Here is a 19,522-nt window from a genome sequence, read left to right on the forward strand (position 1 = left end):
ATTTAGTAATTTCATTCTATCATTTTTGACAAAAAAAATCACCCGATTGGTTAGGTCGGGTGAAAAAAAGGAGTTTTACTCTGGTTAAGAGTAAAATGAAAAATAAAAAGGTTATGTTGGTTATGAATACAGTATAGCCTCTTTTACGCTCCAGTACATAAAAAACAGATAATAGTTTTATTAGATATTTCTTGTTTTGTTGCGCTTTTCACGTTATCTTTTTAATAATGTGTTCGTCATTCGTTGAATGGAGAAAGAAATGCCATCTGTCGCTTTGTCTTGTTTCTCCTCAGCAGCGTTGAATGCTTCTACGTCTACTGTTTCATCTGCTAAACTCGCGATCATTTCTTCACAGCCTGCTACGTAATTCGTATAGGAATGCTCCAACTTCTTATGGATGCCTAGAACTTGTGCTGGGGGACGTAGTTTTTTGATTTGCTCTAACATCGCTTGATATTTAGCGGTCCCTTCTGTAAAGATCGTAATCGTTTCGTTGAGTGTTTCTGCAGACAATTCATTGACTTGTTGGGCGTCAATGGCTTGACGGATTTCCTCATAACGTGGATGAAGCGTTTCGCCTATTTTTTCTGTATCTTGGACAAGTGTATTAATTTTTTGAACATAAAAACCGAGATTTGGTTTCACAATACTCCCTACTTTCTTTAAACATAGGTTCATTTTACCTTGTTTTTGTGAAATAGAAAAGAAAAAAACGACTTAGAATATTCTAAGTCGTTTTTTGTATTCCTAGACTTTACCCATACGACGTTGGATGAATTTAACAATCTCAACCGCTGGGATGATAGCAAAGGAAGCTCCTGTTACAATTGCCCATTGGTAAGCATCTAAATGCGTCACTTTAAATAAATCATTTAAACCTGGAATAATGATAATTCCCATCATTAAGACGAACGATAATAAAATCGCATAGTTGAATGATTTGTTTTTAAAGAATCCAACAGTAAAGAGTGATTGGTGAACTGATTTTACGTTAAAGGCATGGAACAATTGCATTAAACCAAGTGTTGCAAAGGCCATTGTTAACGCGTCCGCATGTTGTAAGTCATACAACTCAGCAGCGCTTAATCCTACCATGTTTAACGCAGTGTGTGCAGGCCATTTAATCGCTGACCAGTAAACAAACAAGACAGTTGCACCTTCAAGAATCCCTTGATAAATGATACTACTCATGACACCACCAGAGAAGAAGTTTGAATTTTTCCCACGTGGTTTGCGAGCCATTAAGTTTCCTTCAGCAGGTTCCATTCCAAGCGCAATCGCTGGGAAAGTATCCGTTACTAAGTTAATCCATAATAAGTGAATTGGTAATAGTGTATCCCAACCAAGTAATGTTGCGATAAATAACACTAACACTTCACCTAAGTTAGCAGCCATTAAGTATTGAATCGCTTTTTGGATGTTCGAGAAGACTTTACGTCCTTCTTCAACTGCCACGACAATCGTTGCGAAGTTATCATCGGCAAGAACCATATCTGACGCGCCTTTTGATACTTCTGTTCCGGTAATTCCCATCCCAATTCCGATATCGGCTTGTTTCAGTGACGGTGCATCATTTACGCCATCACCAGTCATCGCAACGACTTTACCAGCTTGTTGCCATGCTTTTACAATTCTTACTTTGTGTTCTGGTGATACACGTGCGTATACAGAATAATTTGTAATGTTCGCTGCAAATTCAGCATCAGACATTAAGTTTAATTCAGCACCAGTTAAAACAGCCGCGTCGTCACCTGGTTCGATAATTCCAAGACGTCCAGCAATTGCTTCTGCCGTGTCTTTGTGGTCACCTGTAATCATAATTGGACGAATACCAGCCGATTTAGCCACTTTCACAGCACCTGCTGCTTCTGGACGTTCTGGGTCAATCATTCCAATTAAACCAGCAAAGATTAAATCATTTTCTAGTTCTTCAGAGACAAGTTGACTTGGGACTGCATCAATCAATTTGTAGGCTGTTCCAAGAACACGAAGCGCTTGTTTTGCCATATTTTTGTTCGCTGATAAAATTTGTTCTTTTTCAGCTTCATCCATTGGTAACGTTTGACCGTCGACTAGGATTTGAGACACACGGTTTAATAAGACATCTGGTGCGCCTTTAACGGCTACTAAGAAACGGCCATCCGCTAATTCATGAACCGTACTCATTAACTTACGATCAGAATCAAAAGGAAGATCCGCTACACGAGGTTCTTTTTTAACTTCTTCACGAACATCAAAACCTAAATCTAAACCAAATTGAATTAACGCTGTTTCGGTAGGATCTCCAACTATTTTCCCTTCTTTATCAAAGCGAGAGTCGTTGGCGTAGTTCATAATTTTAACAGCTAATGTATCCGTTGGGATGGTTCCTGTTTTATCATAGACTTGGCGGTCAACGTATAATTTTTCAACGGTCATTTGGTTTAATGTTAATGTTCCTGTTTTATCAGAAGCAATAATATCTGTTGCACCTAGTGTTTCCACCGCTGGTAATTTACGGATCATCGCATTTCGTTTTGCCATGACTTGTGTTCCTAAAGCTAAGATAATCGTTACAATCGCGGGTAAGCCTTCAGGAATCGCTGCTACCGCTAGTGAAATCGACGTTAACAACATCTCTACGACGCCACGACCATTTAACAAGGTTCCAACGAAGAACATAATGACTGCAATCAGTAAAATCGCATACGTTAAGAATTTTCCTAATTGGTTTAAGTTCCGTTTTAATGGTGTTTCTGTTTCGTCAGCGTTCGCTAACATGTTGGCAATTTTCCCAACTTCAGTGTTCATTCCTGTGTAAGCCACGACACCTTTACCGCGACCGTACGTTACGTTACTATTTGCAAACGCCATATTGACACGATCACCAATACCGACTTCGCTATCGTTTAAGACAACGAGTTCTTTATCAACCGGTACGGATTCACCTGTTAAAGCTGCTTCTTCAATCTTTAACGTACTAAGTTCGATTAAACGCATATCTGCAGGAACAACATCGCCCGCTTCTAGTAAGACAATATCCCCTGGTACTAAGTCATGACTGTTGACCGTAATATTGTGGCCATCGCGTAAGACGTTCGCATTTGGCGTCGACATTTCTTTTAATGCTTCAATGGCTTGTTCAGCCTTGTTTTCTTGAATAACACCCATAATCGCATTAATGATAACCACTGCGAGGATGATTAATGCATCGACCCACTCACGGTGACCTTCTGCATTGGGTACAAGCGCTGAAATCGCTGCTGCAGCAATTAAGACAATGATCATTAAATCTTTAAATTGCGCTAAGATTTTTTGGAACGTCGTCGTTTTTTTGCCTTCATCCAACTCATTTGAGCCGTATTCAGCTAAGCGTTTCTTCGCTTCTGCTTCGGTTAACCCATTAACCGTTGTATCAAGATTCTGTAGTACCTCTTCTGTCGTTTGTGTATAAAACACCTGATCGACTTGTTGCTGCTTTTTTGTTTCTTCTGTTGACATGTTCTTCCTCCTTTGAATTCGTCTTCACACGTCTATCCTTTTGCCAAAAAAAATAGACTTGTGTATGTGCAACACATACATAAGTCTCACTAATTAAGGCAACACCAGAAACTTTCATTTCGGATGGTGATGTTGCCACAGCCTTTTGTATGCTGCCAGTTACTCCCCTATGAACAAAAAATTATTACAGTTTCTATTATACAAGACTTCGGAACGTTTTGACAATGTTTTTACATTATTTTCAGAAACTAAATGTCGACAATCCGGATTTTTGTAATATTTTTATAACGGGATAAATCTTCCATGACTTGGGAATACGTCATCTTCTTGGGTAAGTCTACAGTATAAATGTTCGTATAGATACGATAGTCTTCAAAAAATTCGACGTCAAAATCAAGGGCTTCAACCTTTATCTGGTTTTCCTCAAAGTAATTCATAATAAATTCTTTCGTTTCGGCTCGGTGGACATAACGAATTTCCATTTTTTTCAACGCATTCACCCGAATGAAACGATTAATTACTGTTAAAGACAAAATAATCCCGACAAAACTACAAACGGCAATTAGATAGTACCCCATGCCAATCGCAATCCCTAAACCCGCAACCGTCCAAATTGAAGCCGCTGTTGTCAAGCCTTTGATCGATCGATTGGAAACAATAATCGTTCCAGCACCTAAAAAACCTACCCCACTAACAATCTGGGCAATTAAGCGCGTTTGATCCGCTCGTAGTACCGGAATGAGTTCCGGAAATTCACGAGCGAGCTGTAAACTATTCGTGGCAATTTCAACTTGAGTCAAGGCAATAATAGTTGCTCCCAAACATACTAGCATGTGTGTCCGTAAACCAGCTGGTCGATTTTTGTACTCGCGTTCAGTCCCAATCACACCGCCCATGATGAGTGCCATTAGTAGGCGCAACGTGATTTCCGCCAAACTCAAATGTAATTCCATTTCCCATTCCCCCTTTGATTTCTCTTTAGCTAAATTTTAACGTATTAGTACTAAAATGGATAGCCAGAGCCTCCTGTGATTGCTTCTTTATTGCGATTTTTTAGCAATCCTCGTATTTGACGATATTATAATAGAGAGTCACAACCGATTACAACCTTAGTTGCAGGTTGAATAGAACGCTCCTTTCAAACAACAAAAAAAGCAAAAAGTGATTTGGTCCCCACTTTTTGCTTTTTGATTTTTAGTTAAGGCCAGTCATGATTGCTTTTTATGCAATCACAGAACCATTTGGCATGCCATTTGGTGCTTCCACTAATTTTAATTTTCCTTCTTTGCTTTCCGCTGAAAGGATCATCCCTTGGCTAATTAAGCCACGCATTTTACGCGGTTTTAAGTTCGCCACAATGACAACTTTTTTCCCAATCAATTGACTTGGATCTGGATAAAATTCTGCTACACCAGATAAAATTTGACGGTCTTGGTTATCACCCGCTGCTAAACGAAATTGCAGTAACTTGTCAGCGCCTTTTACTTTTTGGCAATCAATGACTTCTGCTACTTTTAATTCGACTTTATCAAAATCTTCATATTTGATTTCTTGTTCTTTCACCGAAACAAGCTCTGTCTCTTCTGGATCCCATTTAATGGTCTCTTTGGCATTTGGACTACCTTCTGCCATTTTTTTCTGAATATAAGTAACTTCCGCTTCGATTTCTAAACGTGGGAAGATTGGTGTTCCTTTCGCGACAACTTTTGTCCCTTCAGGAAACTCACCGAAATGAAGGCCTTTTAAGTTCATATTTTCAGGATTTAATCCTAATTGTTTAAAGATTTTAACCGGCACTTGCGTCATAATCGGTTGTAATAAAATCGCTGAAATACGTAAACTCTCAGCTAAATGGACCATGACACTATCTAACTCCGCTTTTTTGCTTTCATCTTTGGCTAAAACCCATGGTGCTGTTTCGTCAATGTATTTATTCGCACGCGAAACGAGTACCCAAATTTCAGATAACGCGGTATTAAATTCCATTCGCTCCATCGCTTGATGATAACGACCGATAACATTCGCTGCCGTCGTTGATAATTCACTATCAAACTCGGTTACTTTTGACGCATAAGTCGGCACCACACCATCACAATATTTGTTAATCATCGCGATTGTACGGTTTAGTAAGTTGCCAAGATCATTGGCTAAATCATAATTAACCCGCGAAACAAAATCTTCTGGCGTGAAGACGCCATCGCTACCAAATGGTACTGCGCGTAATAAGTAATAACGTAACGCATCTAGACCATATCGTTCTACTAACATTTCAGGATACACGACATTGCCTTTTGATTTGGACATTTTTCCGTCTTTCATCATTAACCAACCATGGCCAAAGACTTTTTTCGGTAGTGGTAAATCAAGTGCCATTAACATAATTGGCCAATAAATCGTGTGGAAACGTACAATTTCTTTCCCAACCATATGAACATCTGCTGGCCAGTACTTACGGAATAATTCATCGTTTTGCGTTCCATAACCTAATGCAGAAATATAGTTCGATAACGCGTCAATCCAAACGTAGACAACGTGTTTTGGATCCGCTTCAATTGGGACGCCCCATGAGAACGTCGTACGTGAAACGGCCAAGTCCTCTAGACCAGGTTTAATAAAGTTATTCACCATTTCGTTTTTACGTGATTCTGGTTGAATAAATTCTGGATGCGTTTCGTAATATTCTAGCAGTCGGTCAGCGTATTTACTCATCTTGAAGAAATACGATTCTTCTTTTACGAGTTCAACTTCATGTCCACTTGGCGCTTTACCACCAATAACTTTTCCGTCAGCATCGCGATACACTTCCGCTAATTGTGTTTCAGTGAAATATTCTTCATCCGAAACAGAGTACCAACCTTCGTATTCACCAAGGTAAATGTCCCCTTGATCTAATAGTTGTTGGAAGATGCGTTGAACCGTTTCTTTATGCGCTTGATCCGTCGTCCGAATGAATTTGTCGTAGCTAATATCGAGCGTGCGCCATAATTTTTGAATATCTGCGACCATATGATCGACATACTCTTGTGGTTTCACGCCTAATTCATCGGCTTTTTGTTCAATTTTTTGGCCATGTTCATCAACGCCTGTTAAATAAAAAACATCAAATCCCATCAAACGTTTGTAACGCGCTACCGCGTCACACGCAATTGTCGTATAAGAATTTCCAATATGTAATTTTCCACTTGGGTAATAGATTGGCGTCGTAATATAAAATGTTTCTTTTTCAGCCATAAGTATATATTCCTCCTTGTTCTCTTCGAAAGTCATTCCTCGCTAGTATAACATATTTTTTTAGCCTCGTTTTATTTTTCCATCAGTTTCTTTTTTAGAAATCAAAAAAGAAACTTTCTTAGGCTTTTGCTCTTGTGCGAAGCGTGCTAAAATGGGAACTAGTATTTATCGAAAAAAGGGGTAGCGAGCGTGATGACATTTACTTCAAAAGAACAAGAAAAACACTATTACGAACAAGAAGCGAGTGAAGAAGAATTTCTTGCCTGGTATAAAAATCAAGAACAACCGCAGTACGAAAAGCCATCAGTCACCGTCGACATGGTGTTAATGTGTTATAACAAAGAAGAAGATCAACTGAAAGTCGCGTTAATCCAACGAAAAACCAATCCTTACCGCAATTCATGGGCTTTGCCAGGTGGGTTTGTGAATCCAAAAGAATCCACGGGAGAATCGGTTTTACGCGAAACACAAGAAGAAACGAGCGTCGTGATTTCTGCGCGCAATATTGAACAACTGCATACGTTTAGCACACCGAATCGCGACCCTCGTGGCTGGGTCGTTACCGTGAGTTATTTAGCCTTTATCGGTGAAGAACCGTTGACTGCCGGCGATGACGCTAAGCAAGTTCGTTGGTTCGCACTTGAACGTAAGGGCGAAACGGTCGCTTTAACCGACCAAGAAACAGAAATTCTCTTAGATTTAAACACTGGAGAAGCGTTAAGCGACGATCGTCTCGCGTTTGACCACAGCGAAATCATTTTAAAAGCCTTTAAACGGATTATGAACAAAATGGAAAACCAACCACAAGTCTTACAAGTCTTAGGTGAGAATTTTACGATTACCGAAGCACGAAAAGTTTTTGCGAAATTCTTAGGAGTGAATTATCGGGAAATTGATCACTCGAATTTCAAAAAGTCACTCTTGCGTTTTCTAGAAGAAGTCGGCGTGCGTTCCATGGGAATTGGTCGCCCGTCTAAAGTCTATCGCTTAAAATCAGAAATCTTATTTGATGAGTTTTCATAATTTTTTCACTTCAAAAAAGTGGACTGGTACGAATAGCAGTCCTCCAAACGAAATCAGGTTGTATAACTTTTAGTGTTGATGACGGACATTCGTATCAGTTTTAACATTTTTCGAGGTATATTATTTTTAGTGTTAATGCATACATCGTTAAACTATTTTCATTGATTATTTCTTTCATTTTTTTGATAAATTAAGCATCAAAAACAGTAACGACACTAGCGGACCGGAGAAAAATGCCTTGTGTTAGCTGCGTCAAAAGACAAAATGTGAATTACTCTAGGTTTGTGCTTTAGCACTTACCTAGAGTTTGAAGCTTTCGAGCTGAGAGATGCAAGCTCGAAGCGGTCTCGCAGCACCACCCACAAGGCGATTTTTCGTAGGGTAGCGCGAGATCTCATCAACACTATTTGCCGAAGAGCCCGAAATCAGTAACAAAAAAGAAGCCAGATCTCATCTGACTTCTTTTTTGGTGTTAAACCGCTTTTTCTTTTTTAATTTGTTTGCTTCGTAATTGGCCACATGCCGCATCGATATCTGTTCCGAATTCTTTACGGATGACACAATTCACGCCGTTTTTCTTCAAAATATCATAAAATGCTAAAACATCCGCTTTACTACTACGAGAATATTGATCGTGTTCGCTCACTTTATTGTAAGGAATCAAGTTGACGTAGGTTAATTTCTTCTTGTCTTTGAGTAAGTCGGCTAATTGTTGCGCGTGTTCAACGCGATCATTGACGTTGCTTAGCATAATGTATTCAAAAGTAATCCGACGATTGGTTTTTTCTAAGTAATAATCGACCGCAGCCATTAATTTTTCTAATGGGAAATTGCGGTTAATTCGCATAATCGATGTCCGAACGTCATTATTCGGTGCATGAAGTGAAATCGCTAAGTTGACTTGCAAACCATTTTCCGCAAATTCCTTAATTTTATGCGCCAATCCACTTGTTGAAACGGTAATGTGTCGTGCACCAATCGCTAATCCTTTGGCATCGTTGACCACATGTAAGAAAGTCATTAAGTTCTCATAGTTATCAAACGGTTCCCCGATTCCCATCACAACAATGTGCGACACGCGATGTCCTTGATCTTGTTGATCAAAGTAGCGTTGAACCATCATGATTTGGGCCACAATTTCACCGGCAGTTAAGTCACGGCTTTTTTTCAAAAGACCACTCGCACAAAACGTGCAACCGATATTACAGCCTACTTGGGTTGTCACACAAACGGACATACCGTATTCTTGACGCATTAAGACCGTTTCAATCATATGTTTATCCGGTAATTGGAACAAATATTTCACTGTTCCATCTTTTGATTCTTGGACTACGACTTGATTTAACGGGTTAATGATAAAAGCTGCTTCTAATTTTTCAATTAATGCTTTGGATAAATTCGTCATCTCATCAAAACTTGCGACCCGTTTTTGATATAACCATTCCCACACTTGACTGGCCCGAAATTTCTTCTCATCATTTTCTAAAAACCATGCTTCTAACTCTGCTCTTTGTAAACCATAAATTGAAGGTTTCATACTCTTCCTCATTTCCAAATATTCTGTTTCACTATACCGTAATTTCGTCTAGAATACAATCCGGCTTAAGTAAAAATGAAAAAGAAATGAAAAAAATCACAGCGCTCACACACGTATGATTTTTTTCATTTCGCTATTTATTCAAACTCGTCAAAAGGTAATTCCGTTACTTCCACTTCTGCTGTAACGAGTACTTTTCGTGGCTTGCTGCCTTCTGAAGGTCCAACAATGCCGTTTGCTTCTAATTGATCGACTAAACGAGCCGCTCGATTATAGCCTACTCGAAAGCGTCGTTGTAACAACGAGACACTTGCCGTTTGCATTTCGATAACTAATTCGCGGGCTTGGTCATAAAGCTCGTCTTGTTCATCGGCAAAGGCTGTTGCGCTTTCCGTGGCGATTTCTTCTTCTGTAACCATCATTTCCTCGACATAGTTCGCTCCTTGTTGATCGGTCACAAATTTCACAATGGCTTCCACGTCTTGGTCGGAAATAAAGGCACCTTGTACCCGGATTGGTTTGTTTTCACCCATCGGTAAAAAGAGCATGTCCCCACGACCAAGGAGTTTCTCCGCGCCATTGGTGTCAATAATCGTACGGGAATCCGTCCCGCTTGAAACGGCAAATGCCATTCGTGAAGGAACGTTCGCTTTAATAATCCCTGTAATGACATCGACACTTGGCCGCTGTGTGGCTAAAATCATATGAATGCCTGCCGCACGAGCCATTTGTGCGAGGCGAATAATCGCGTCTTCCACTTCGTTACTTGCGACCATCATTAAGTCGGCCAACTCATCCACAATGACGACAATAAATGGTAAGATCGGATGTTTTTCACCCGTTTCTAAATTGCGTTCCCGAATCATATCATTATAGCCCGTAATATTCCGAACGCCTGCTGCGGCAAATTTTTCGTAGCGTTCTTCCATTTCTTTCACGACTTTTTGTAACGCTTGTGCCGCTCTTCGTGGATTGGTCACGACTGGCGTAAGTAAATGCGGAATGCCGTTATAGACATTTAGCTCCACCATTTTCGGATCGACCATCATTAATTTAACTTCATGTGGTTTCGCGCGCATTAAAATGCTCGTAATGATGCCATTGATGGCAACGGATTTCCCACTACCTGTAGATCCAGCCACCAGTAAATGAGGCATTTTGGCTAAATCGGCTGTTTGGACACGTCCTGAAATGTCGCGCCCTAAAGGAACTTCTAACAAGTTATCATTTTGAGCGGGATTGTTTTCGATAATTTCGCGAAACGAAACCGTACTCACAGCGTCATTTGGTACTTCAATTCCAATCAACGATTTACCTGGAATCGGAGCTTCCATTCGAATGTCTTTTGCAGCTAATGCTAAAGCTAAATCATCCGTTAAATTCACAATTTTACTCACTTTTACCCCAACAGCTGGTTGGATTTCAAATTTTGTCACCGAAGGACCCAAACTCGCTTTGACGACTTTGGCATCGACACCAAAACTTGCAAAGGTGCGTTCGAGCACTCCAATATTGTGTTCGATTTTTTTATATTCGCCACTTTGATCAGTCGCTTTGACAGCTTTTAACAACGTTGCAGGCGGCAGCTCATAGGCTTCGTCTTCCACTTCTTGCGGAATTTCAAAGTCTAACTCTGCTGGATCATCGCTTTCATCTGGTACTTCAGCTTTTTTCGTAGTAGTTGGTTGAGCCTTCGTCTGCGGAGTGGTCTCTTGAAAACTATCAATTGGCACGAAACTCATTTGTTCAGGCTCAATCGTGACTGTCGTTTTTGGTTCCTCTGATTGTGCGGTCTCTGGTTCGCTTGGTCGCACGGTGTTTTTAGCTTGTTGCTGCTGAATTTCGGCTAAAATTGCTGCTCTTTCTGCTTCTTTTTTCGCTTCTTTTGCCGCTTTTTTCGCTTCTTTCTTTTCTGCTTTTTGTAATTGACGATACGCTTTTTTGTCAGGATTTCCTGCGAGCATTTTCTTCATTTTTTCTTTGACCTGACTTAAAAATTCAATTAACTCATGCGTTTTGATCGTACTAAATAAAAAGCCACCACTGATTAATAGAAAGAATGCAATCACATAACTCCCAATTTGGGAAACGAGAAAGTGCGTCCCTTGATAAAGAAGGGCACCAATCATTCCGCCTCCGACATTTTGCGTCACTTGGTTCACTTTGATATCACTTAACAACAGATGCCAAGTTGTCGGGATAATCGTTAACTCTTCTGGTTGTACTTTGCCAAATAACTGACTATGTAAGAAGATTAAGACTGCAAGATACATGAGTAGTAGTCCACTTAACCGCCGAAAATTTTGAATAGTGGCATTGGTATTTTTAATGACTAAAAAAGCACCATAAATCGCTAAAGCCATCGTTAATAGCGGATACGTATTTCCTCCAATCACGCGAAAGCCATTGGCAATTAAATTCCCTAAAAATCCTAATTTAAATAGGCCAACAAAAGCAAATAATATAAATGCCAGACCTAATCCTATTAACGTTAATTTTTCTTCTTGAAGTTGTTGTTTTTTTGTTTTCCGTTTTTTTGCCGGACGTTTTTTCTTTGCCATTTCATCCCTCTTTCTCTCTTTCCCATTATAGCAAAAAAAAAGATGGGAACAAAAGTTTTCCTCATCTTTCTCATTAATTTTCAGTAATGCTGATTTAATGTTGCTAAAATCTGTTGGCGTAAGGCCCTGTGTTGATGTTCATGATAAGCGGTTTCCGGATTGGACCAATTGGATGCATCATAAAGCCAAACAGGCATTTTCCGCCGAGCGTCACTTTCCCAAGCATATCGCGGAAAAATATGAGCATGAAGAAATTGATCCGTATTACCTAAAATATCATAATTAATACGGATCGCAGATGTACTTGCTAACAGACTATCCCCTACAATACTCATATCCAGTAAAAAAGCACTTCGTTCCTCAAGCGTTAACTCATTAAGAGAAGCGACTTCGCGTTTTGGTAACAATACGCAGTAACCGGGTAAAAATTGGACATCCCCAAAAACGAGGTAGCCACCCTTTAGTTCTTTCATTAACATCGGATTGGTACCTTTGATTGCTGCTTGGATACGATTGTCTTGCCAACTCATTTTACTCACTCCTTTTTTACTTTCCGTTCATACAAAGAAAGAGGCACTGCCGTTTGATCAGCCGCCTCTTTCTTGTCCTGTTAGTTCTTTGGTGTCACATCTTCGCCGAACCATTTCATTGAAATTTCAGCAAATGTGCCATTTTCTTGTAATTCTTTTAGACCAGCATTAATTTTATCCGCTAACGCTTGATCGTCTTTACGGACACCAACAGCATAGTCTTCTTGATCAAAGGTACTCTCGATGACATTGTATTCCTCTAATTTACCGGTAGAAGTTAAGTAATATTCGGCATATACTCGGTCAATCAGCAGCCCGTCAATCCGACCATTTTCTAAATCAATGAACGCTTCATTAAAACTAGCATAAAGTGTCGCATCATTGCCGTCTACCATGTCTTTTAAGACTTCCGGTTCATTATTGAAAGTGTTATAACCTGATGACCCTTCTTGTGCACCTAATTTTTTACCGGCCATTGCGCTAAATTCCGTAATGCCACTTGATTTTGGCGTTACAAGGAGCTGTAGATTTTCCATATACGTGTCGCTAAACAACACTTTCTCTTCACGTTCGGTTGTTTTAGAGTATCCATTCCAAATCATATCAATGGTGCCATTATCGAGTTCCGCTTCTTTCATGGCCCAATCAATCGGTTGATACGTTACTTTTGTATCCGTTAAATCAAAAATAGCTTGCGATAATTCAATATCAAATCCTGTTAATTCGCCATCTTTGTCACGAAATCCCATTGGAACAAACGTATCATCTAAGCCGATAACCACTTCTGCTTGATTTGCCGCACTTCCGACTTCATTCTTGTTACTTTCTGAACCACATGCTGCTAAGGAAACCATCCCTGCTACCATTAATACAAGACCAATATTTTTTTTCATTTTCTTTTCCTCCTAAGATTATATTCATTAAATAATGGGACTCACTTCTAATAAGTGATCCGCGATATTTTTAGCAAACGTCAAATCATGGGTTACCACAATTTGTGTGACCCCTTCTTTTTTCAAACTTAAAATCATGTCTTCCACTTGCTGTCTTAGCGCTGGGTCAAGTGCACTCGTGGGTTCATCGTAGGCCAAAATTTTAGGTGACATCGCCATCGCTCGCGCTAACGCCACTCGTTGTTTTTGCCCACCCGATAATTGAAAAGGATAACTATCCAATAACTCGCTAATCCCTAACGTCTTCGCTAAATCAGCGACTTTTTTGGTATAAAGAGCTTTGTCTTCTTTCAAAACTAGCTTTGGCGCTAACGTAATATTTTCAAAAACGCTAAGATGTGGAAATAATTGAAAATCCTGAAAGACCACGCCGACGATTTGTTCCTCAGCTTTTAGCTCTTCGGACGTCATTTCTTTACCGTCTAAGACAAAAGAACCCGCATCGGCTTTTTCTAAGCCTGCTAAAATCCTTAAAAAAGTGGTTTTGCCACCGCCTGAAGGACCGACGACTGCTAAAATACTACCTGTTGGAATGTCTAAATCCAATTGACGAATGACTTGTTTGTTGCCAAATGCTTTTGATAAACCTTTAATCTGTAACATCTTCTCTCCTCCTAACGATAGTATTGATAATGCGATTCGATTTTCTTGAGTAATACCGTAAAAATACCGGTTAAAAATAAATAGATAATCGCAACTCCTAATAAAGGTAAGAGCGTTGTGTCGCGTTCCATTGCGATTTTACCCATGCGCATCACATCCGATAACCCTAAAATATAAATTAAGGAGGTATCTTTGACTAAACTAATGACTTCATTGCCGACAGACGGTAACGTAATTTTAACGACTTGGGGAATAATAATTTTCGTAATTGTTTGACGTTTCGTCAAGCGTAATACTTGGGCAGCTTCGTATTGTCCGACAGGAATCGATTGAATACCGCCACGAAAAATTTCAGCAAAGTAGGCAGCGTAATTGAGAACAAAAGCAAAAAGAGCCGCTTCGAAACGATCAAAAACAATGCCAAGTAACGGCAAGCCATAAAAGACAAAAATCAATTGCAGCAAGAGCGGCGTCCCACGCATTAACCAGACATACGCCTGTGTTAACCACCGTAACGGTTTAAAGGGACTGACTAAAGCAAAGCCTGCGAGAATCCCTAATGGAATCGAAAAGACCAACGTCAGAGAAAATAATTGTAACGTGATGGCAGCCCCTGAAAGCAGTTGGGGAAAAACAGAAATTAAATATGACATGATGATTCCTCCTAAAAATTTATACAAAAAAAGCCCCTCGGATAAATCCAAAGGACGTATGACACGTGGTTCCACCTTTTCTTCGTTTTCTTTTTTGCAAAAGAAAACCTCATTCAGTCATCAAGTAACACTTACGAAGGGAAATAAAAAAAGTCCTTTAGTCGCTAGGACTAAAGGACGTATATGACGCGGTTCCACCTTTTTTCATTTACTCTTCACAGAAGTAAATCTTCGTAAGTCATCAATAAATGACTGGGGCTATAACGGGCCTCCCGGATTTTCCTACTTGATTCAAAAAACCGACTCCAAGATGTGTTTCACTACATTCCCACGATCTCTTTTCACCAACCAGAGATTCTCTAAACGTAAAAAAATGAGTTACTGTTCTTTTCGATGTCTAATTTATTAAGTTGAGTCATACTTTACATTACTTTTAAACCATTGTCAATTGTTTCACTTTAATTTTTTTCTGTTTTTTGACTATCGAAAAACGAATTCTTTCGCTACAATGAAGCAAAGAAGATCACACCTTCAAAAAAGGTGCATCCATTTTTCGCTTGCTGCTTTACTTAGGTGGCATTGATCAAAAAAACTAGAACAACTTCTAAACATCAGCTATTTCGACCACAATGCAACATCTATCCGAGTAAGTGGTGTACGCTAATTATCCCCTTGCTTTTTAACTAAATCAGATGAGGAGTTTTATTCATGAATATCCAAACAATCCAAAAAATCTATCCTCAAGCCGTGCTCCAACCGATTTCGACAGAGGATCCTAATTACTTAGTTTTTTCAAACAATCGCCAATTTTTGTGGTTACCGACTGCCGGTCTTTCAAAAACCGAAATTCAATTATTGCAATCTTTTATCGCTCCGGCCCCGCTGGTGAATCAAACCAAAAAACATCCATGGTATGACGCATTATTTGAACACTTAACACCACCGGTTGAAGAAGGCTCTTATCGCTTGATTCAAGTCGAATTTAGTCAACTCGATGAGGCCTCTGCTGAAGCTTGGAACACCGAGCTCACGCATATTTTACCGCAACTCGTCGATTACTTTTTTATTACCAAATCGTATGCCGTTCTGATTGAAGCCTACCATGAAGAAGCGTTGACATTAAATGATCTCGCTGGTGTTTTCTTAGCATTAGATGGTGACTTTAATACGTATACGCGCGTGTTTGTCGGTTCGTTTTATCCGTATACCGAAGACTTCACCCGTTTATTAAAAGAAGAAGAACAACTCTTTAGCCACGAATTAACGATTGCCAGAGAAGGTAAATGTTACAATCTTGCTTCTGCTTGTCTCTCCTATTTTATGGAAAATGCGATTAAGGACAGTTATTTAATGCGAACGCTCTATTATCATTGGTTTGGCGAAGAAGACTTAAGCGAAATTATCACCAACCTTTGGAAAAACCAAGGAAATGTCAGCTCTACAGCAAAAGATTTATTCATGCATCGCAATACACTACAATATAAGTTAGATAAATTTCAACAAGTCACCCATTGCAATCTGAAAAATATGGATGATTTATTCCTTTGCTATCTCCTAATTTCAGCCTTTAAAACTATTTTTTAACAACATGCACAAGAAATGAGTCATTTTTTGTGCACGTTTCCATTGCAGAAGTAAACCGTTTTCATTTATAGTAAGGATGTAAATAACTTATCGAAAGAAGGAAAAACATTATGGTAGAAATGGCCTTAAAACACATACATAAAAAATACGACGGAAATGATTTTTATTCCGTAACTGACTTTAATCTAGACGTAGCCGATCGCGAATTCATCGTCTTCGTAGGACCTTCTGGTTGTGGTAAATCAACAACACTTCGTATGATTGCTGGATTAGAAGATATCTCTGAAGGAGAATTGTCTATCGGTGGAAAAGTGGTAAACGATGTTGCTCCTAAAGATCGTGATATCGCCATGGTTTTCCAAAACTACGCGTTATACCCACATATGACTGTTTATGATAACATGGCATTCGGGTTAAAATTACGTAAATATGATAAAGCTGAAATTGCAACACGTGTAAACAACGCTGCTGAAATTTTAGGATTAACAGAATTATTAGACCGTAAACCAGCTGCTTTATCTGGTGGACAACGTCAACGTGTTGCTCTAGGACGTGCGATCGTTCGTGACGCGAAAGTCTTCTTAATGGATGAGCCGTTATCAAACTTAGATGCAAAATTACGTGTTGCCATGCGTGCGGAAATTGCAAAATTACACCGTCGCTTAGAAACAACAACGATTTACGTTACCCATGACCAAACGGAAGCGATGACAATGGCAGACCGTATTGTTATTATGAAAGATGGTTTCGTTCAACAAATCGGATCTCCTAAAGACGTTTATAACAATCCGAAAAATGTCTTCGTTGCTGGTTTCATCGGATCACCTGCAATGAACTTCTTCAATGTAACATTAAACAAAGGTGTGATTACAGATGGTCATGGTTTAGAATTACGTATTCCTGAAGGACGCAATAAAGTCCTAGTTGAAAAAGGATACGAAGGAAAGGAATTAATCTTCGGTATTCGTCCAGAAGATATCCATACTGAACAAATTATCTTAGACGCATCACCAGAATCAACTGTTAATGCTGAAATCGTGGTATCTGAATTACTAGGTGCTGAAACAATGCTTTATACAAAGATTGGTACGACTGAGTTCATCTCTAAAGTGGATGCTCGTGACGTTCATAGACCTGGCGATATGGTTGATTTATCATTCAATATCAACAAAGCGCAATTCTTTGATAAAGTAACAGAAGACGTTATCAAATTACCTTAAGCTTGATAGTTCACTTTTGATACTACTTGGATTTGCCCCCTCGGGTATCAAAATGTTATCTATATATTTTCCTTATTTGTATCCCCCCTGAGAAAGAGTTGCAGTGTGCAAGCACTGCAACTCTTTCTCTTTCTAGACTTTTCAGTTAAACTAAAGGCAGGGATTGATTCGTTTATTTAGGAGGAAAACGCATGCGTTTATTAGGGAATATTCTTTGGTTTATTTTAGGTGGTTTTGTAATGGCAGTCTCTTGGTTTGCTACCGGTATCTTGTGGTGTTTGACTATTATCGGTATTCCTGTTGGGATCCAGTGTTTTAAATTTGCCGCACTGAGTCTTTGGCCTTTTGGGAAAGAAATTGTGTATCATCCTTCTACGAGTTCTTTTTTACTCAATGTGATTTGGCTCGTTTTTAGTGGATGGATTCTTGCCTTAGAGCATTTCATCGGTGGCATTTTACTGGCGATTACGATTATCGGTATTCCATTTGCCAAACAATCCTTTAAATTGGCTCGTTTAGCTTTAATGCCTTTTGGGGCAGAAATCGTGGATCGTCAGGATTAAACACAAGTGCAAAAATTCCACCTCAACACCTCGATTTTGAGGTGCTGAATTGGGATTTTTTCTATTTATTTAATCGATGGTAGCACCATCCGTTGCAATTACTTCTTGATACCAATAAAAACTATCTTTTTTATAACGGTTCAAACTTCCACCAGCTTCATCACGGTCCACATAAACAAAACCGTAACGTTTTTGGTAACCATTTAACCAACTAAGTAAATCCGTAAAGGACCAGGTACAATAACCCCAAATTTCACATCCTTCATCCACCGCAATCATGAGTTCTTTGACATGAGCATTGATAAATGCGATGCGATAATCATCATGAATTTGATTATCTTCGGTCTTTTTATCAAAAGCTCCTAAGCCATTTTCCGAAATAATAATCGGTAAATCATAACGACTCGTAATTTCTTTACAGGCGAAACGTAACCCCGATGGATCAATCACCCAGTCCCAATCCGTCGTTTCTAAATAAGGATTGCTTGGATTTTTATACACACCAGGTAATCCTGTCACTTGGCCCGTTCCTTTTTTTCCGGTAGTATTGAATTCGCCAAATGGTGTTACACCATCGAGAGGATTGTATTCGACGACCGCGGTTTGATAGTAATTGACACCCATAAAATCAACTAATTTTGCAGCTGCTTTTAAAATCATTTTGTCTTCATCTGTGACAGTGGGCGCTACTCCCTGTTTTTCTAAATACCGCATCGCAGTTCTTGGATAACGACCATAGGCATAAACGTCCATCCACCAGTAACTCTTTAAGTTATCATGATCTAGTTTTGCCATCCCGTTAATTGGTCGACAATCGAGTGCATAACTTGGACTATAGGCAAAACTGGCTCCAATTTTCCCTTCCGGCATGATTTCTTTAAAGGCGATGACGGCTTTGGCATGCGCTAAAAAGACATGATGATTCACTTGATAATAGGTTTTTTCTTCATTAAATTTTCCTGGTGGATGCATGGCCGTCATCCAACCAAAACCCGTAAAAATATTTTGTTCATTGATCGTAATCCAATACTTAACTTTCCCTTTATACGCTTGGAACAAGTACGTCGCATAATTCACGTAATCCGCAATGGCTTCAGGACTTTCCCATCCTCCGTACGCGTCTTCTAACGCTTGTGGTAAGTCCCAGTGGTATAAGGTAACCATTGGCTCAATGTTATATTTTAAACATTCATCAATGATTGCTTCGTAAAAATCGACACCCATTTGATTCACGGCACCGCGACCTTCGGGGAAAATTCGCGTCCATGCAATCGAAAAGCGGTACGTTTTTAACCCCATTTCAGCCATTAATGCGATATCTTCTTTAAAACGATGATAATGATCGACTGCGATTTCACCCGTTGTTTCTTGATACGTTTTCCCCGGAATTTTGACGAACTCATCCCAGTTAGAGACGCCTTTGCCATCGAGCTGATGAGCACCTTCAATTTGGTAAGCGGCCGAAGCGCTTCCCCATAAAAAATCTTTTGGCATTGTTAAGTGATTCATTTTAAAAATCCTCCTTTACAAATTGATTCCTTCTTGCTCATTGTCTTATAGAGTTGGCGATCTGTCTAGTATTTA

Annotated in this window: 15 protein-coding genes and 1 other annotated feature; of the genes, 4 read left to right on the top strand and 11 right to left on the bottom strand. The window is 39.5% G+C overall.

The genetic code is table 11. The features are described from left to right. Positions 1-213: 213 nt before the first annotated feature. From IGI68_RS01865 to metG, 4 genes are all read right to left on the bottom strand, one after another. Positions 214-645 (bottom strand): hypothetical protein, encoded by a 432-nt coding sequence (locus IGI68_RS01865; RefSeq protein WP_071874473.1) that lies wholly within the window; start codon positions 643-645, stop codon positions 214-216. 102 nt (positions 646-747) lie between these two features. Beyond that, positions 748-3,480, bottom strand: a complete 2,733-nt coding sequence (locus IGI68_RS01870; RefSeq protein ID WP_438729948.1) for a cation-translocating P-type ATPase — start codon at positions 3,478-3,480, stop codon at positions 748-750. 248 nt (positions 3,481-3,728) lie between these two features. Next, a complete protein-coding gene (locus tag IGI68_RS01875) occupies positions 3,729-4,433 on the bottom strand; it encodes an MgtC/SapB family protein (RefSeq protein WP_071874471.1) in 705 nt (234 codons plus the stop codon). A gap of 268 nt (positions 4,434-4,701) precedes the next feature. After that, positions 4,702-6,711 (bottom strand): methionine--tRNA ligase, encoded by a 2,010-nt coding sequence (gene metG, locus IGI68_RS01880; protein ID WP_071874470.1) that lies wholly within the window; start codon positions 6,709-6,711, stop codon positions 4,702-4,704. A 189-nt stretch (positions 6,712-6,900) separates the two neighbouring features. Here metG and IGI68_RS01885 point away from each other — a divergent pair, with 189 nt between their 5' ends. Next, positions 6,901-7,734 (top strand): NUDIX domain-containing protein, encoded by an 834-nt coding sequence (locus IGI68_RS01885; RefSeq protein ID WP_438729952.1) that lies wholly within the window; start codon positions 6,901-6,903, stop codon positions 7,732-7,734. 472 nt (positions 7,735-8,206) lie between these two features. Here IGI68_RS01885 and rlmN read toward each other — a convergent pair whose 3' ends face one another. The 6 genes from rlmN to IGI68_RS01915 all read right to left on the bottom strand — a co-directional run bounded on the left by rlmN (position 8,207) and on the right by IGI68_RS01915 (position 14,571). Further along, positions 8,207-9,271, bottom strand: a complete 1,065-nt coding sequence (gene rlmN, locus IGI68_RS01890; protein ID WP_438729955.1) for a 23S rRNA (adenine(2503)-C(2))-methyltransferase RlmN — start codon at positions 9,269-9,271, stop codon at positions 8,207-8,209. Positions 9,272-9,408: 137 nt separating this feature from the next. Continuing rightward, positions 9,409-11,832 (bottom strand): DNA translocase FtsK, encoded by a 2,424-nt coding sequence (locus IGI68_RS01895; protein WP_438729958.1) that lies wholly within the window; start codon positions 11,830-11,832, stop codon positions 9,409-9,411. Positions 11,833-11,912: 80 nt separating this feature from the next. After that, complete coding sequence (locus IGI68_RS01900) at positions 11,913-12,362, bottom strand: HIT family protein (protein ID WP_438729961.1); 450 nt, start codon at positions 12,360-12,362, stop codon at positions 11,913-11,915. A gap of 80 nt (positions 12,363-12,442) precedes the next feature. Next, positions 12,443-13,255, bottom strand: coding sequence for an amino acid ABC transporter substrate-binding protein (locus IGI68_RS01905; RefSeq protein WP_438729964.1), 813 nt, complete (start codon positions 13,253-13,255; stop codon positions 12,443-12,445). A 27-nt stretch (positions 13,256-13,282) separates the two neighbouring features. Further along, entirely contained in the window at positions 13,283-13,918 is a 636-nt protein-coding gene (locus IGI68_RS01910) for an amino acid ABC transporter ATP-binding protein (RefSeq protein WP_071874464.1), read from the bottom strand. Between the two features lie 11 nt (positions 13,919-13,929). Continuing rightward, on the bottom strand, positions 13,930-14,571 hold the full coding sequence (locus tag IGI68_RS01915; RefSeq protein ID WP_071874463.1) for an amino acid ABC transporter permease: 642 nt from the start codon (positions 14,569-14,571) through the stop codon (positions 13,930-13,932). 170 nt (positions 14,572-14,741) lie between these two features. Further along, positions 14,742-14,974 (bottom strand) — a binding site (T-box leader). 305 nt (positions 14,975-15,279) lie between these two features. Between IGI68_RS01915 and IGI68_RS01920 the strand changes: the two genes are divergently transcribed. From IGI68_RS01920 to IGI68_RS01930, 3 genes are all read left to right on the top strand, one after another. Then, positions 15,280-16,155, top strand: coding sequence for a helix-turn-helix domain-containing protein (locus tag IGI68_RS01920; RefSeq protein WP_438729969.1), 876 nt, complete (start codon positions 15,280-15,282; stop codon positions 16,153-16,155). 110 nt (positions 16,156-16,265) lie between these two features. Continuing rightward, positions 16,266-17,375 carry an ABC transporter ATP-binding protein gene (locus tag IGI68_RS01925; protein ID WP_071874461.1) on the top strand — a complete coding sequence of 370 codons (1,110 nt, stop codon included), beginning with the start codon at positions 16,266-16,268 and terminating at the stop codon, positions 17,373-17,375. Positions 17,376-17,566: 191 nt separating this feature from the next. Beyond that, positions 17,567-17,938, top strand: a complete 372-nt coding sequence (locus IGI68_RS01930) for a YccF domain-containing protein (protein ID WP_438729973.1) — start codon at positions 17,567-17,569, stop codon at positions 17,936-17,938. Between the two features lie 69 nt (positions 17,939-18,007). Here IGI68_RS01930 and IGI68_RS01935 read toward each other — a convergent pair whose 3' ends face one another. After that, positions 18,008-19,447, bottom strand: coding sequence for a glycoside hydrolase family 1 protein (locus IGI68_RS01935; protein WP_438729976.1), 1,440 nt, complete (start codon positions 19,445-19,447; stop codon positions 18,008-18,010). Between the last annotated feature and the right edge of the window lie 75 nt (positions 19,448-19,522).

The sequence above is a fragment of the Enterococcus sp. DIV1314a genome, assembly GCF_051713805.1.
Classification (GTDB): Bacteria; Bacillota; Bacilli; order Lactobacillales; family Enterococcaceae; genus Enterococcus_I; species Enterococcus_I aquimarinus.

Excerpts from the sequence above, each read along its gene's own strand:
- IGI68_RS01870 (WP_438729948.1), bottom strand. The coding sequence starts at position 3,480 with ATGTCAACAGAAGAAACAAAAAAGCAGCAACAAGTCGATCAGGTGTTT.
- IGI68_RS01875 (WP_071874471.1), bottom strand. The coding sequence starts at position 4,433 with ATGGAATTACATTTGAGTTTGGCGGAAATCACGTTGCGCCTACTAATG.
- metG (WP_071874470.1), bottom strand. The coding sequence starts at position 6,711 with ATGGCTGAAAAAGAAACATTTTATATTACGACGCCAATCTATTACCCA.
- rlmN (WP_438729955.1), bottom strand. The coding sequence starts at position 9,271 with ATGAAACCTTCAATTTATGGTTTACAAAGAGCAGAGTTAGAAGCATGG.
- IGI68_RS01895 (WP_438729958.1), bottom strand. The coding sequence starts at position 11,832 with ATGGCAAAGAAAAAACGTCCGGCAAAAAAACGGAAAACAAAAAAACAA.
- IGI68_RS01900 (WP_438729961.1), bottom strand. The coding sequence starts at position 12,362 with ATGAGTTGGCAAGACAATCGTATCCAAGCAGCAATCAAAGGTACCAAT.
- IGI68_RS01905 (WP_438729964.1), bottom strand. The coding sequence starts at position 13,255 with ATGAAAAAAAATATTGGTCTTGTATTAATGGTAGCAGGGATGGTTTCC.
- IGI68_RS01910 (WP_071874464.1), bottom strand. The coding sequence starts at position 13,918 with ATGTTACAGATTAAAGGTTTATCAAAAGCATTTGGCAACAAACAAGTC.
- IGI68_RS01915 (WP_071874463.1), bottom strand. The coding sequence starts at position 14,571 with ATGTCATATTTAATTTCTGTTTTTCCCCAACTGCTTTCAGGGGCTGCC.
- IGI68_RS01920 (WP_438729969.1), top strand. The coding sequence starts at position 15,280 with ATGAATATCCAAACAATCCAAAAAATCTATCCTCAAGCCGTGCTCCAA.
- IGI68_RS01925 (WP_071874461.1), top strand. The coding sequence starts at position 16,266 with ATGGTAGAAATGGCCTTAAAACACATACATAAAAAATACGACGGAAAT.
- IGI68_RS01930 (WP_438729973.1), top strand. The coding sequence starts at position 17,567 with ATGCGTTTATTAGGGAATATTCTTTGGTTTATTTTAGGTGGTTTTGTA.
- IGI68_RS01935 (WP_438729976.1), bottom strand. The coding sequence starts at position 19,447 with ATGAATCACTTAACAATGCCAAAAGATTTTTTATGGGGAAGCGCTTCG.